The organism is Orbaceae bacterium lpD04 (assembly GCA_036251935.1).
GTDB lineage: Bacteria > Pseudomonadota > Gammaproteobacteria > Enterobacterales > Orbaceae > Orbus > Orbus wheelerorum.
The window spans coordinates 1,747,982-1,763,799 of record CP133967.1 but is presented as its reverse complement, the minus strand read 5'-3'; the positions used below and the strand labels follow the sequence as shown (position 1 = coordinate 1,763,799).

Below are 15,818 nucleotides of genomic sequence, written 5' to 3'. Positions count from 1 at the left end.
AACAATAACAATAACAATAACAACAAGAATAAAAAACGGAATGGACTATGAACAAGCATTTTTACCGAATTATTTTTAATCAAGCCCGCGGCATGTTAATGGTGGTTGGTGAGATAGTTAAACGCCATCAAGGTGAAGGGCGAAGCAGCCAACAAGCGACAGAAACTAAAATCAATGATAACACCATCACGGCGGCTTTAAAGCCAATTCGTTTTTTAACTTACGTTGCACTGGGTTTTGTTAGCGTTAATGCCGCAAGCTACGCTAACACGATTATTGTCGATAACAATGCCGATAAGTCACAGCGGCCAACGGTTAATCAAACTGCCAACGGCGCGACGCAAATTAATATTCAAGAAGCGAGTAAAGCCGGCGTTTCACATAATAAATTCAGTCAGTTTGATGTGTCACAAAAAGGCGTGATTTTAAATAATAGCGCCCAGCTGTCAAATACTGAGCTAGCGGGTTACATTAAAGGCAATGATAATTTAATTCGCTCGGGCAGTGCCAAAGTGATTTTAAATGAAATCAATGCAAAAAATGCCAGCCAACTTAACGGTTATATTGAAGTGGCAGGTCAAAAAGCGCAGGTTATTATCGCTAATGCCGCGGGTATTACCTGTAATGGTTGCGGCTTTATCAACGCCGATAGGGCGACATTAACCACCGGTAAACCCGTATTTGAAAATGGTCAGCTAAAGGGGTACTTGGTTGAGCAGGGCAATATTACCATTAACGGCAAAGGCATGGACAGTTCACGGCAAAACTATACCGATTTAATTGCCCGCACGGTTAATATTAATAGCAGCTTATGGGCCAATGATGTAACGGTTATCGCAGGTAAAAACAAAGTAAGCCATGATTTACAAACCATTGAGGCGCTTGATAGCCTTGATGATAAACCGCAAGTTGCTATTGACGTTGCCGCGCTAGGCGGCATGTACGCGGGCGGCATTAAACTGATTGGCACTGAGGGCGGCGTTGGTGTTTATAATGCCGGCAGCTTAGGGGCAAGTGCTGGCAACTTAACGATTAGTGCTGACGGTAAAATTGTTAATACGGGCGCTATGCAGGCTAAGCAAGATATTACGCTTAATAGCTCACAAAATATTGATAATCAAAACAAAATTAACGCTAAGGCGAATATCAACCTTAAAACAAAAACGACCCTAAATAATGAGGGGACAGTTGTTGCGCAAAATAATTTAACTATCAATGCCGATAATCTAAATAACCAAGCTAATGCAACAATTGCAGCGGGCATTGATGAAAATGGCAAACTGACTCAGGCTGGTAATTTAACCATTAAAGCAAATCAAGCCTCATTAAAAGGGCAGCAGCTTGCAACGAATGTGATTTCGATAAATACGGCTTCAAATCTTGATCTGGCCGGTAGTCAAAACCGCGCAGGACAACTACTTATTGAAAGTGGCTCGCTTAATACGCAAAATGCAGCCTTTGCAATCGATGGTGATGGCACATTAACTACCCGAAATTGGTATAATCAACAAAGTAGCATGCAAGTTAATGGTGCGTTTAGTGCATCAGCTGATCACATCATCAATACCGATGCGATTTTGTATGCCGATAAACTCGATATCAATGCCACCTCATTATCGGGTGATGGTAAATTACTGGCTGATTCATCGCTTAATTTGACATTAAAAAACGATTTTATAAATCGTAATCAACTGTTATCAAATGGTGATCTATCGATTTATTCCGATAATGCGATCGAAAATGAGGGTCAGTTAACCTCAGGTAAAACCCTTTCAATAACCGGTAATGACATTATTAATAAAGACACTGGCGAAATTGAATCCGCAAGCGTTAATGTAACCGGTGTTAACCTCACTAATCAGGGCTTAGTTAATGGTAACTTAGTTACGAGCCATCTGACGGGCGAACTGAATAATGAAAATAGTGGGCGGATCTACGGTGATCAAATTACCCTAAATGCGCAAACGTTAAATAATCGAGCTTTAGCCGCAATTTCGCCAGTGATTGCTGCACGTAATCAGTTAACTGTGAATGTAACAACGCTAAATAATCTCAATCATGCATCTTTATTAAGTTTAGGGGATTTGCGCATTGATGCAGCAACAGTTAATAACCACTCATCGAAGATTGAATCTGCCGATAATATGGTATTAAACGTCGAGACGTTAAATAATATTAATGACAAAATTGAGACCCAAGAAGTATTAATTGATAGTCAGGATGTTTTAGAGTATTCACCGATAGGTTCAAGTGTCCATTACAATGCCGATGTGGTTAAAGCCTATCGAACGTCATCAAACCACAATTACCTAACACTAGAATCATTGGCTGGCGAGTTTGCTAAAACTTACCAGTTTTACAAGTATAGTTACCGTGCTAACACTTATGAAACGCAGATCACAGAAACTAATCCGGGTGAAATTCTTGCCGGTAAAAATCTAACCATAATGGGCAATAATGTAAAAAATGATAATAGCCAAATTATTGCTGGTAACGAACTTACAATTAGCGCTGCAAATATTGAGAATATCTCGCTAAAAGGTGAGCACCGAGTTGAAAATATCGGAACAACAACTTATTACGATCGTAAAAAAAGGACAAAAGTCCCAGGCCAAAGTCGTAAATGGAAACAAAGTTCATCGAACTCCGCCTATAACCAAATCGTCAAAAATGAAATTGATGTTGGTAATGGCAAAATCGATGAGCATACTGTTATTCAAACACCAACAGCAGACATTAAAGATCTGACCAATGCTAACGTAAGTAGCAATGTGGTTGGTTTAGTTGAGCCAAACACCGCATTACCCAACAACAGTATTTACACTATCAACAAAGGCGTTGATAAAAACTACCTGATTGAAACCGACTCACGCTTTACCAATAAAAAAGAGTGGCTTAGCTCAGATTATATGTTTAAGCAATTAAAAGCCGATCCGAACAATATCCAAAAGCGCTTAGGTGATGGCTATTATGAGCAGCAATTAATTAAAGAACAAATTGTGACCTTAACAGGGCAACGCCATTTAGGTGATTATGCTGATGATATGACGCAGTATAAAGCCTTAATGAATGCCGGCGCCGAGTTTGCTCAACGTTATGGTTTATCGATAGGGTTTGCCCTGACTGCAGAGCAGATGAATGCCTTAACCAATGATATCGTTTGGATGGTAAGCAAAACGGTAAATATTAATGGTGAAAATATTGACGTATTAGTACCGCAAGTTTATGTGGTTAATCGACCACAAGTGACCACATCGGGTGCACTGATTGCAGGTAAAGGCGTCTCAATTGAGTCTCGCGGTGATTTAAGTTCATCGGGCAGCGTTGTAAGTAAAGACAGCCTTAATATCCTAGCAAATAACGTGAGTAACCGTGGCGTGATAATGGGTGATAGCCTTGATATTAAGGCAGTTAACAGCATTACCAGCAATGGCGCATTAATGGCAGAAAATGGCATTTCGCTGGCAGCCAATAATAATATCAATTTAATCAGTACGACCAAGACAACCGAAACAACATATGGGCAAAACAGCACCGCTAATACGGTGATTAATCACGTCTCATCGGTGCAGACCAAAAACGGCGACATCACGATTAATGCCGGTCAAGATGTTAACCTAGGTGCCGCATTAGTGGTTAATCAATCAAAAGACGGTAAAACGGCAATCAGTGCCGGTAATGACATTAATTTATCAACCGTCACGACCAATACTCAGGAAAATACCGTCTGGGGCGGCAATAATTACCGTAAAATTGATAAAGATGAGGTGGTGGGCAGTGAAATACGGGGTAAAGGCGATGTGACGCTCAGTGCGGGCAATGATATCACAGTTAAAGCGGGCAATGTGTCGAGCGACTCATCACTGAGCTTGAGCGCCGGTAATACCATTGCCATCACCGGTGATAGCCAGCATGAGCAGCTAACTGACCATCAAAAAGTGAAGTCTAGCGGTATGCTAAGTAAAAGCTCGGTGACGACTCATATTGATGTTGATAACCTGACCCAAAAAGGCAGTAGCCTATCGGGTGATACGGTTAATATCAATGCTGGTAATCACTTAGTGGTAACCGGTAGTCAAGTGGTGGGCAGCAAGAATGTCAATTTAACCGCTAACAACGACGTAACGATTGATGCGGCCGAGGAGTCTTATTACAATCATCAACAAACCATTAAGCAAAAATCAGGCTTAATGAGCGGCGGTAATTTAGGGTTTGCAATTGGCAAAGAGAAAGATGACCTAAAACAGACTGACCGCACGCAGGGTTATCAAGCCAGCACTGTTGGTAGCACCGAAGGCAATGTGACGATTAATGCCGGTAAAGACTTATCGGTTAAAGGCAGTGATATCATTGCCAAAAAGGATATTACCTTAACCGGTGACAATGTCACGCTAGAATCGAATGATTCAAAGGTGACTTATAAAGAAGAGTACAAGTACGAAAAAACCGGCTTAACACTTGCAATAACGGGTACGGCTGCGGATGTGTATGATGCGGCTAAGGCGGTTGAACAAGCGAAGAAAAACGATAATGATAAACTGCTTGCGCTACAATCGATTAAAGCCGCCTTAACGGCGGTTCAAGCGGCTCAGGATTTACAGCTCAAAAATGAAAAAGGCGATACCCAAGCGTCAATTGGGGTTAGTGCGACCTTTGGTACACAAAAAACCGAACGTGAAATCAATCAAGAGCAGCATAATGTTGTTGGTAGCGGCGTGTCGGCGGGTGACAATATCACCATCAAGGCGGTTGGTGATGTGCAAGGTAACGGCGGTGATATTACGGTGAAAGGCAGTGAGGTTAAAGCCGGTCAAGATATCACGCTTGAGGCCGGTCATGATGTCAATGTTATTGGCGCCGTTAATACCCAGCACAGCGATAAAGATGAAAAAAGCTATGGCGGCGGCGTGGGGATCAGCTTTACGGTTGGTGGCGACCAAACGGGACTGCGCTTTACTGGTAATGCCAACTTTAGCCGTGAGCGTGAAAATGCCGATGGCAGCGCGTGGAGTGAAGGGATTGTTGAGGCGGGTAAAAACCTCATGGTTAAAACTGGTAACGATGCAACCTTAATCGGGGCGCAGTTAAAAGGTGATGGTGTTAAGATGGACGTCGGTCATAACCTTAATATTGCGTCCCTGCAAGATACTGATAACTATGATTATGAAAAAATCACCGCTTCGGTCAATGGCTCATTTGGTACAGGTTTTAGTGGTAACTTAGCGTTATCACAAACCAAAATGGACAGTAATTGGGCCAGCGTCACCGACCAGTCGGGTATTTTTGCCGGCAAAAATGGCTTTGATGTGACCGTTGGCAATAATACCGACCTTAAAGGGGCGGTCATTGCCTCAACCGCTGAGGATAAATCAAACAATAAACTCGACACTGGCACCATTAGCTTTAGTGATATTGAAAACAAAGCCGACTTTGATGTCAGCCATGTATCAATCAGTATTGGTACTAGCGGCGCATCACCGACAGCGGGTATGCCATCGATTTATCACAACAGTGATAGCGCTTCAAGTACGACTAAATCAGCGGTAGAAGACGGCACGTTAATTGTGCGTAATCAAGATGAGCAAAAGCAAAATGTTGATGAGTTAAGCCGTAATACTGAAAACGCCAATAATCCATTAGGACAAATCTTTGATAAACAAAAAGAACAAGATAAAATGGATGCGCTTGACCTAGTTAGAGACATTGCCGCCCAAACGAAAGATGTGGTCAATAAATACGACCGCATACAGGCACAAAATGACTTAGCGAAAGATAAAGATGGCATAATTAATAATGCAAAGGATACATACGATAAGTTAACGGATAGCGATAAAAAAGCGCTAGCAGAAAAAGGCATCAACTCAGCCGATGATTATGCAAATAATAGCTATTATGTTGCAGTTAATGATAAAGTTATCGATAATAAAAAGAACAACCTTGGAGGAATGGGCAGCACTGTCAGTAAAGGCATTGATGCTGCAACTGCGATTGTTAGCGGCCTAATTACCGGTGATTTTACTGGTGGGCTTGCTGGTGCAAGTGCGCCTTATATCGCAGGAATTATTAAGGAACAAACTTATGAGCGTGACGATAAAGGCAATATTCGTTATGATGATAAAGGTGATCCAAAGGTTAATACTGAAGCTAACTTAATCGCTCATGCTATCCTCGGCGCAGCAGTTGCAGCAGCGCAAGGTAACTCAGCATTAGCTGGGGGTATTGGTGCGGTTACGGGTGAAGCAGCGGCTGACTTTATTTATAAAACATTATATGGTGATACGCCAAAAGATAAGCTAACTCAAGAACAAAAAGAAAACATCAGCGCCTTAGCGCAATTAGCCAGTGGCCTTGCTGTTGCAGCAGGAAGTGGCGGCAATATTGGTGATGTTGGTACCGCGGTTGCCGGTAGTAAAAATGCGGTTGAGAATAACTTATTGAGTAGCCAAAAAGGTACTGAAAAACTAGATAAGGAAAGTAAAGAGCTTTACGAAAAGATTAAAGATGTTGTTGGTTATGATGAAATCGATCAGCTACAAAAACAGTACATGAATTGCCAAAGCGATGAATGTAGAACCGCGATCTATAATGATTATTATCAAAAAGAGCAGGAAGCTGGTCAGAAATTAGTTGATTTATATAAATCAGGTCAATTAACAAAAGCTGATTTTGAGCAACTTGTTACTTGGTATAATGACTCAATGCTTGATGGTGTTGAGCAAGCAAAAGCAGATGCAGGAGGTAATCGTAAACTTTGGGATATTTATGATGCGTCATCAATGGATATGACACCTGCTGGTTTAATCGGAAATCCTTATTTAGCTGAAATAAGAGGATTAATTTTACTAGATCAATGGCGATCTGAAGGATTATCAGAGTCACAAATACAAGAGAAGTTTTTAAAAGATGGCGTGTTAGGAGCATTTGGTTCTGCTCCTGATGTTAATGCAATTGTTCACCAAATACGTAATGATGGCTTAAGTCTTGAAGATGGATTAAAATTTGCAACGTTAGCTGCTTTTGGTAAAGTCACTAGTGATGCAAGTCAAGGGAAAGTTTCTCAAACTACTGTGAAAGGGACTAGTAATAATGTTGTAAAAGCTGATACAGTAACACAGGCTGATGCAAAAAATTATTTTGGTCAGCAACGGCAGTATTGGTCGAATGATCCTGTTCAATTTAAAGGAAATAAAGTTTATCAGCGTAATGATTTGTTTGATATCAATTTTGTTGATGCTAAAGGTAGAACTAATCTTGAGCGTATGCAGAAAGGACTGGCTCCAATCGGTAAAGATGGTCAATCAGTTAATTTACATCATATGACTCAAAAACAAGATGGTCCTATTGCGGAAGTGACTCAAAATTTCCATAAAGATAATCATAGTGTTATACATGTTAATGATAATTCTATTCCATCAGGGATAGATCGAAATCAGTTTAATAAATGGCGCTCTGAATATTGGAAAAATAGAGCGGATGAATTTAAAAAATAGGTTTATTATGAGTATAAAAGATGTGAAAGATGCTATAAATATTATTAATGAAGATATTGATTTAGCAGACTTTATTGGAGAAATATCACCAGATTTGATTGATAAGGCTGAAGGGATGTTAGGTGTAAAATTTCCTGAAAGTTATAAGTATTTTCTAGAAAATCTGGGTTGTGGAGATATATATGGTCAAGAATTTTACGGAATAATCAAAGCTGATTTTATTAATTCCGGTATTCCTGATGCAATTTGGATTACTTTAAAAATGCGAGAAGAGTCAGGCCTTCCTGATTATTTTGTTATAGTTTATTTTGGGGGGGATGGTGATTATTACGCTATTGATTGCCGAGACCCAAATAAGGCACCTTTAATCTGTTGGATGCCAGGAGAGTCTAAATATGATGGCTTGCATACAAAAATAGCAAATGATTTTGGTATTTTTTTTAAAGAAACAATTTTAAATGCTAAAGAAAATTGGTGATCATTTTTTTAGCTCAGTTCTGCGATCTTTATCGCAGAACTGAACAAATTATTTACCAACTATACGATGTACCTCGTAATCTCAACAACCAACTTACCCTTTTTAGCGGTAATGGTGACGGGCTTGCCGGTGGTGAAGCCGAGTTCATTAAGCAAGTTACCTTTTAGGTGTAGTACTGGGTGTTTGCTGTAGTGAACCTCTGTTGGGCTTGCTTTGGGTTTATGGCGAACGTTGATATAGCAGGCATTAAAATGTCGCTGCGAGGTAGTTCGTTATGTTTTACTTGCGGTTTTTGTTTTATCGGTTTTTGCCGTAGAATGGGCGTTAGTCATGATAGCTAAGCATTGGTAGTAGGTTTTCGCCTGTTACTACTGCATTAATATATTGTTTTACATTTATTTCGTTGATTAACTAAAAATATCTTAACCATCGTCTTATCTTCTAAAACGTCTGAAACGGCTTTAAAAACTCTCTATCTTCAAATCGGGCATAACCCGCTATTATCTCACTAATAAGCTTTAAGCAGCAGCCGCAATTTTTATATTAAAAACATATATCACGATAAATTTTGAACGAAAATAAAGCAAGCTAATATCACAGGTAGGCTAGCTGGTACCAGTGCGCCTTATTTAGCGGGTGTTATTAAAGAAAAAACGACAAGCTATGACGAAAAAGGTAATCCTATTGTCAACACCGAAGCAAACTTAATTGCTCATGCTATCCTAGGCGCAGCAGTTGCTACTGCGCAAGGTAACTCCGCATTAGCTGGGGGTATTGGTGCGGTTACGGGTGAGACCGCAGCTGACTTTATTTATAAAACATTATATGGTGATACGCCAAAAGATAAGCTAACTCAAGAACAAAAAGAAAACATCAGCGCCTTAGCGCAATTAGCCAGTGGACTTGCTGTTGTAGCAGGAAGTGGCGGTAATATTGGTGATGTTGGTACCGCGGTTGCAGGCAGTAAGAATGCGGTTGAGAATAACTCTTTATTTGGTGATTACATTCGAGACGAAACTAAAAAAAGTGCGGAGTATTGGAAGGATAATGTTCGTGATGTTGTGGGTGAAAATGTGGCTTCAGTTATTATTAATGGCGCAATCACGGTAGCAACAGAAGGTATGGATGGTGTAGTTGCATCAGGCGATACTGCTTTTGATGTATTGGCATTATTGGCAACATGCTCTACTAGTTCAAGTTATTGTGAACAAGCAAAAACTGATTATTCAAAAATAAATGGTACAATAGGTGCAACAGTCGATGCAATAACGACTGGAGATGCTTGGAACAGCACTAATCAGATGCTAAATGATGCTTGGAATGGCGACCAAAAAGCTCAAGAGAACACAGCAGCCTTAATTGCAGCAATATTATCGCCATCAAAATCGTTAGGCAATCTAGGTAAAACAGGAAATACTATAACTAAGGTTGAAAATGTTGCTGAGAAAGGAGTTATTACAGAAATCAAAACTGGAAAGGCTGTTGGGCTGGATGAGTTTAATAAACTTAATCAAATAGATATTCATGCAGGAAAAATAAAGCCAGCAGAAGCGTCTGCCGCAGTCGAAATTCAAAATTCTTTTAGTGGTAACTTAAAAAGGATCGATGATATTGAGAGTCCTGCTGATTTTGTATTTACGAGTGGTCCAAATAAAGGCAAAACAGTTGATTTTATGTTCACAACAGCAAATGGCACAGCCAAAGAAATAGAAGGAATAAATAAATTTTTTAATAACAACTGGAATAATAATATTAATACACTGAGTGAACATTTAAATAAAGCAGATATTGTTCCTTTGGATTTTAGGAATTTGAATCAAGCTAATCAGCAAAGATTGCTAGATCATATTAAAACGCTGCCTGCTAGTAGTCAGAATAAAATAGTTATTATGAGGTAATTGAATGTCAGCTACTTTTAGCTTTGGTAATGATTTAATCGTCGTTGTAAATAATGCTGGAATGGGAATACTTGATAGAGTATTAAGACCATGTTTTAATAATTATAGTGCTCTCAGCGAAAAAATATATTTTCATTATGATTTGTATGATGGCCCTATAGATTTTTCTGAATTAACATCTGAACAATATATGAAGGCTTATGGAATTATGAAAGATATATTTGAAAATGACTTGCAAAATAATTTATCCATAGGTGATAGCTCATGCCAATGGGCTATTGATTTATGGTTTAATGAAATAAAACCAAAGATGCAATGTTCTCCATTATATCGATCTTAATGGTTTTCTTAATTAATATCTAGTTCTGCGATTTTTATCGCAGAATTATCTAAATTATCTTTTAACTATGCGATCTACCACTTCTGCATTAATATATTATTTTATATTTATTTCGTTGATTAACTAAAAATATCTTAACCATCGTCTTATTTTCTCAAACGTCTGAAACGGCTTTAAAAACTTTCTCTCTTCAAATCGGGCATAACCCGCTATTATCTTACTAATAAGCTTTAATCAGCAGCCGCAATTTTTATATTAAAAACATATATCACGATAAATTTTGAACGAAAATAAAGTAAGTTAATGCATAGTCAAACGGTCGCAATTGAAGCTAGCGGTGATTTAAGTTCGTCGGGCAGCGTTGTAAGTAAAGACAGCCTTAATATCCTAGCAAATAACGTGAGTAACCGTGGCGTGATAATGGGTGATAGCCTTGATATTAAGGCAGTTAACAGCATTACCAGCAATGGCGCATTAATGGCAGAAAATGGCATTTCGCTGGCAGCCAATAATAATATCAATTTAATCAGTACGACCAAGACAACCGAAACAACATATGGGCAAAACAGCACCGCTAATACGGTGATTAATCACGTCTCATCGGTGCAGACCAAAAACGGCGACATCACGATTAATGCCGGTCAAGATGTTAACCTAGGTGCCGCATTAGTGGTTAATCAATCAAAAGACGGTAAAACGGCAATCAGTGCCGGTAATGACATTAATTTATCAACCGTCACGACCAATACTCAGGAAAATACCGTCTGGGGCGGCAATAATTACCGTAAAATTGATAAAGATGAGGTGGTGGGCAGTGAAATACGGGGTAAAGGCGATGTGACGCTCAGTGCGGGCAATGATATCACAGTTAAAGCGGGCAATGTGTCGAGCGACTCATCACTGAGCTTGAGCGCCGGTAATACCATTGCCATCACCGGTGATAGCCAGCATGAGCAGCTAACTGACCATCAAAAAGTGAAGTCTAGCGGTATGCTAAGTAAAAGCTCGGTGACGACTCATATTGATGTTGATAACCTGACCCAAAAAGGCAGTAGCCTATCGGGTGATACGGTTAATATCAATGCTGGTAATCACTTAGTGGTAACCGGTAGTCAAGTGGTGGGCAGCAAGAATGTCAATTTAACCGCTAACAACGACGTAACGATTGATGCGGCCGAGGAGTCTTATTACAATCATCAACAAACCATTAAGCAAAAATCAGGCTTAATGAGCGGCGGTAATTTAGGGTTTGCAATTGGCAAAGAGAAAGATGACCTAAAACAGACTGACCGCACGCAGGGTTATCAAGCCAGCACTGTTGGTAGCACCGAAGGCAATGTGACGATTAATGCCGGTAAAGACTTATCGGTTAAAGGCAGTGATATCATTGCCAAAAAGGATATTACCTTAACCGGTGACAATGTCACGCTAGAATCGAATGATTCAAAGGTGACTTATAAAGAAGAGTACAAGTACGAAAAAACCGGCTTAACACTTGCAATAACGGGTACGGCTGCGGATGTGTATGATGCGGCTAAGGCGGTTGAACAAGCGAAGAAAAACGATAATGATAAACTGCTTGCGCTACAATCGATTAAAGCCGCCTTAACGGCGGTTCAAGCGGCTCAGGATTTACAGCTCAAAAATGAAAAAGGCGATACCCAAGCGTCAATTGGGGTTAGTGCGACCTTTGGTACACAAAAAACCGAACGTGAAATCAATCAAGAGCAGCATAATGTTGTTGGTAGCGGCGTGTCGGCGGGTGACAATATCACCATCAAGGCGGTTGGTGATGTGCAAGGTAACGGCGGTGATATTACGGTGAAAGGCAGTGAGGTTAAAGCCGGTCAAGATATCACGCTTGAGGCCGGTCATGATGTCAATGTTATTGGCGCCGTTAATACCCAGCACAGCGATAAAGATGAAAAAAGCTATGGCGGCGGCGTGGGGATCAGCTTTACGGTTGGTGGCGACCAAACGGGACTGCGCTTTACTGGTAATGCCAACTTTAGCCGTGAGCGTGAAAATGCCGATGGCAGCGCGTGGAGTGAAGGGATTGTTGAGGCGGGTAAAAACCTCATGGTTAAAACTGGTAACGATGCAACCTTAATCGGGGCGCAGTTAAAAGGTGATGGTGTTAAGATGGACGTCGGTCATAACCTTAATATTGCGTCCCTGCAAGATACTGATAACTATGATTATGAAAAAATCACCGCTTCAGTCAATGGTTCATTTGGTACAGGTTTTAGTGGTAACTTAGCGTTATCACAAACCAAAATGGACAGTAATTGGGCCAGCGTGACTGACCAGTCGGGTATTTTTGCCGGCAAAAATGGCTTTGATGTGACCGTTGGCAATAATACCGACCTTAAAGGGGCGGTCATTGCCTCAACCGCTGAGGATAAATCGAAAAATAAACTCGATACGGGCAACATCAGCTTTAGTGATATTGAAAACAAAGCCGACTTTGATGTCAGCCATGTATCGGTAAGTATTGGTACCAGCGGCGCATCACCGACAGCGGGTATGCCATCGATTTATCACAACAGTGATAGCGCTTCAAGTACCACCAAATCAGCGGTAGAAGACGGCACGTTAATTGTGCGTAATCAAGACGAACAAAAGCAAAATGTTGATGATTTAAGCCGAGATACCGAAAACGCCAACAATCCATTAGGGCAAATCTTTGATAAACAAAAAGAACAAGACAAAATGGATGCGCTTGACCTAGTTAGAGACATTGCCGCCCAAGCGAAAGATGTGGTCAATAAATACGACCGCATACAGGCGCAAAATGATGTTGATAAGAATAAGGATGAGCTAGCTAAAGCGGAAGCGAAAAAAGTATACGATAAATTAAGTGATGAAGATAAAGCAAAAATTTCGTTAGATGATTTTTATAAAAGTGATAAAGACAGCTTTTACTATAGTGCGGTTGATACCCAAGTCAAAAACAACCAAGAAAAAGGTAAAACCAATGGCGGAATGGGTAGCAGTGTTAGCAAAGGCATTGATGCAGCAACCGCGATTGTTAGCGGCCTGATTACCGGTGATTTTACTGGCGGGCTTGCTGGCGCCAGTGCGCCTTATTTGGCAGAGCAAATCAAATTGGCGACAGGATCTAAAGACCCGATAACCGGCAAATGGAAAAATGAGAATCCAGAGGCTAATTTGATTGCTCATGCCATACTCGGCGCCGCAGTTGCAGCCGCGCAAGGTAACTCAGCATTAGCGGGCGGAATTGGTGCGGTTTCGGGTGAAGCGGCAGCTGATTATATTCGTAAAACCCTGTATGATGGTCGAGATCCAAGCGACTTAACGCAAGCTGAAAAAGAAAACATCAGCGCCTTAGCGCAATTAGCCAGTGGCCTTGCAGTTGCAGCAGGAAGTGGCGGTAATATTGGTGATGTTGGTACTGCGGTTGCAGGCAGTAAAAATGCGGTTGAGAATAACTATTTATACGCACCAGAAGATAAGATAAAAACAGATTTAGAGCGTCAATTACCATATCTTTCGCCAGAAGAGAAAGAAAAAGCTCAGGCCGCAATAGATAAAATAAATCAATCGAGCAAAGAAAAGAATGAAGCATTAATTGATGCATGCCAAAACTTGAGCTCATCAAAATGTGGAGAACTAAGACAAGATCTTGATGCCGCAGGTAAGTCCTATGATGGAAAGTTAAGTCCTGATGATCCTTATTATCATTATTTGCAAAGTCAGTATAAAGATCAGTATGATGGTTATAAAGAGATAAATTCATTAGAGTTTGATTTAGCTTTAAAAGATGTCGAGGCTTATCGAGAATGGAAAGCTCAGCAATTGACTAAAAATTATGGGTTTAGCATAGAAACCTCTCGAAATTTAGTTTTTTGGGAAAGAGTCAGTAATACTGCAATGGCTGCAGCTGCTGCAGTTGTTGGACCTAAAGTAGTACAAGAAGCAACAGGAACCAAACCACCAGTTAGTAGCACTGAAAAAGGAACCTCGACAACAGCTAATAAGCCGAATAATATAGGTGGGGAAGTTGTTGGTGATGCAAATAAAGGGATTACTGGGAATACAAATAATATTAATTTATCATTAAAATTGGGTGAAACAAAAGTAATAAATGAAGTAAATGTTACCCGTGTAGGTCGTTGGATGTCTCCTGATGAATTAGCTCAAATGAAAAGTACAGGTAAAGTAGTACAAGGTGGCGGAGGGCAAACATTTATTTCAGTAAACGGTGTAGATGATTTCAAAGGTGCTGCTCCAAAAGGATCTGTATATGTAGAGTTTGATGTTCCTTCAAATAGCTTAATTCAAGGCGGTAAAGATGGTTGGTATAAAATGATAGGTACAGATGCTCAACCGTCTCAAAAATATCAAGTAGAAAAAAAAGGTGGTTCACTAACGCCAAATGTTGGTAATATTAGTATTCTTGAGCATAAATAGGGTTAATTAAAATGGATATGAATTATATTAAAAATAGTGTTTCTTCTAAATTAAGTGACTATAAATTGACTTATAGCTCATATCCTAGCGGCGATTTTGGAAGTTTAGAAAGGATGGTAGTTGAAGGCTGTAATAAAATGGGAGGTATTGATATATGGTCTAAAGGATGGCTAGATATTAATATTTATGATTTGGTTCTAGATAAAGAAGTAATGAATATCCTTTTAGAACCATCGGAAACTGAAGAACAGGAAGATGCAATAGCTAAATTTTTAGGAATACTATTAAGTGAAAAGTAAAATAGAAATTATTCATGGTGATATTACTAAAATTGCTGTTGATGCTATTGTAAACGCGGCCAATAGCTCTTTATTAGGTGGAAGTGGTGTTGATGGTGCAATTCATCGTGCTGGAGGAAAAAAAATTCTAGATGAATGCCAAAAGATACGAGCGAGGCAAGGTGGTTGTAAAGTAGGTGAAGCGGTAATTACGACTGCGGGTAACTTACCCGCTAAATATGTTATACATACTGTTGGTCCACGTTGGAATGGCGGTAATAATAATGAGATTGAATTATTAATAGCATGTTATTTAAACTGCCTTGAACTCGCAAATGAGAGCAATATAACAACAATTTCATTTCCTAATATTAGTACTGGGATTTATAAATTTCCAAAAGATGAAGCAGCTAAAATAGCAATAAAAACAATTAAAAAAAGCTTAGCTAAAAATAACCATATAGAAAAAGTAAATATAGTTTGTTTTGAAGCTGATAACTATCAACTTTACCAAGAAATGATAAAAATATTTTTTTAAATATAAAGCTATGGATTTTTATAGAATTGTCATATTAACTTGTTAATATGAGTTTAAACTAGCTCAAACCAGAGCTGACAGTTATCCATTTTTCATTGGTTCTGTCAGGTTAAATCCGGTTCATATTTTTTCATTTCTCCAATCTTTATCGTAGAACTGACCTAATTATCTTTCAACTATGCGATCCACTACACAATTCTTACGATTAATCTATTTTTTTGCGAGGATCTGGTGACTACTTCTAAAGTAACAAACCTGAATTATTCTGTTAGTTCAATTCTTTGATTGAAAAGGCTAGTTAACAGCGTGAAAGTTAACAGGAGTAACCTTAGTAAAACTGAGTAATAATTACTTAGCAACCG

8 protein-coding genes are annotated in these 15,818 nt (G+C 39.6%); all 8 read left to right on the top strand.

Going from position 1 to position 15,818, the window contains the following annotated elements; all coding sequences use genetic code 11:
- The first annotated feature begins 47 nt into the window (after nt 1-47).
- The 8 genes from RHO14_07940 to RHO14_07905 all read left to right on the top strand — a co-directional run bounded on the left by RHO14_07940 (nt 48) and on the right by RHO14_07905 (nt 15,456).
- Nucleotides 48-7,490, top strand: a complete 7,443-nt coding sequence (locus tag RHO14_07940; protein WVD70284.1) for a hemagglutinin repeat-containing protein — start codon at nt 48-50, stop codon at nt 7,488-7,490.
- 7 nt (nt 7,491-7,497) lie between these two features.
- Nucleotides 7,498-7,968 carry an SMI1/KNR4 family protein gene (locus tag RHO14_07935; GenBank protein ID WVD70283.1) on the top strand — a complete coding sequence of 157 codons (471 nt, stop codon included), beginning with the start codon at nt 7,498-7,500 and terminating at the stop codon, nt 7,966-7,968.
- Nucleotides 7,965-8,135 (top strand): hypothetical protein, encoded by a 171-nt coding sequence (locus RHO14_07930; GenBank protein WVD70282.1) that lies wholly within the window; start codon nt 7,965-7,967, stop codon nt 8,133-8,135. Before RHO14_07935 ends, RHO14_07930 begins: the two co-directional genes overlap by 4 nt.
- A gap of 906 nt (nt 8,136-9,041) precedes the next feature.
- Nucleotides 9,042-9,866: a hypothetical protein gene (locus tag RHO14_07925; GenBank protein WVD70281.1), complete on the top strand. Its 825-nt coding sequence runs from the start codon at nt 9,042-9,044 to the stop codon at nt 9,864-9,866.
- A gap of 4 nt (nt 9,867-9,870) precedes the next feature.
- Entirely contained in the window at nt 9,871-10,206 is a 336-nt protein-coding gene (locus RHO14_07920) for a hypothetical protein (protein ID WVD70280.1), read from the top strand.
- A gap of 303 nt (nt 10,207-10,509) precedes the next feature.
- A complete protein-coding gene (locus RHO14_07915) occupies nt 10,510-14,640 on the top strand; it encodes a hemagglutinin repeat-containing protein (GenBank protein WVD70279.1) in 4,131 nt (1,376 codons plus the stop codon).
- Nucleotides 14,641-14,651: 11 nt separating this feature from the next.
- A complete protein-coding gene (locus RHO14_07910; GenBank protein WVD70278.1) occupies nt 14,652-14,939 on the top strand; it encodes a hypothetical protein in 288 nt (95 codons plus the stop codon).
- Nucleotides 14,929-15,456, top strand: a complete 528-nt coding sequence (locus RHO14_07905; protein ID WVD70277.1) for an O-acetyl-ADP-ribose deacetylase — start codon at nt 14,929-14,931, stop codon at nt 15,454-15,456. The genes RHO14_07910 and RHO14_07905 overlap by 11 nt, the downstream gene beginning before the upstream one ends.
- Nucleotides 15,457-15,818: the final 362 nt, after the last annotated feature.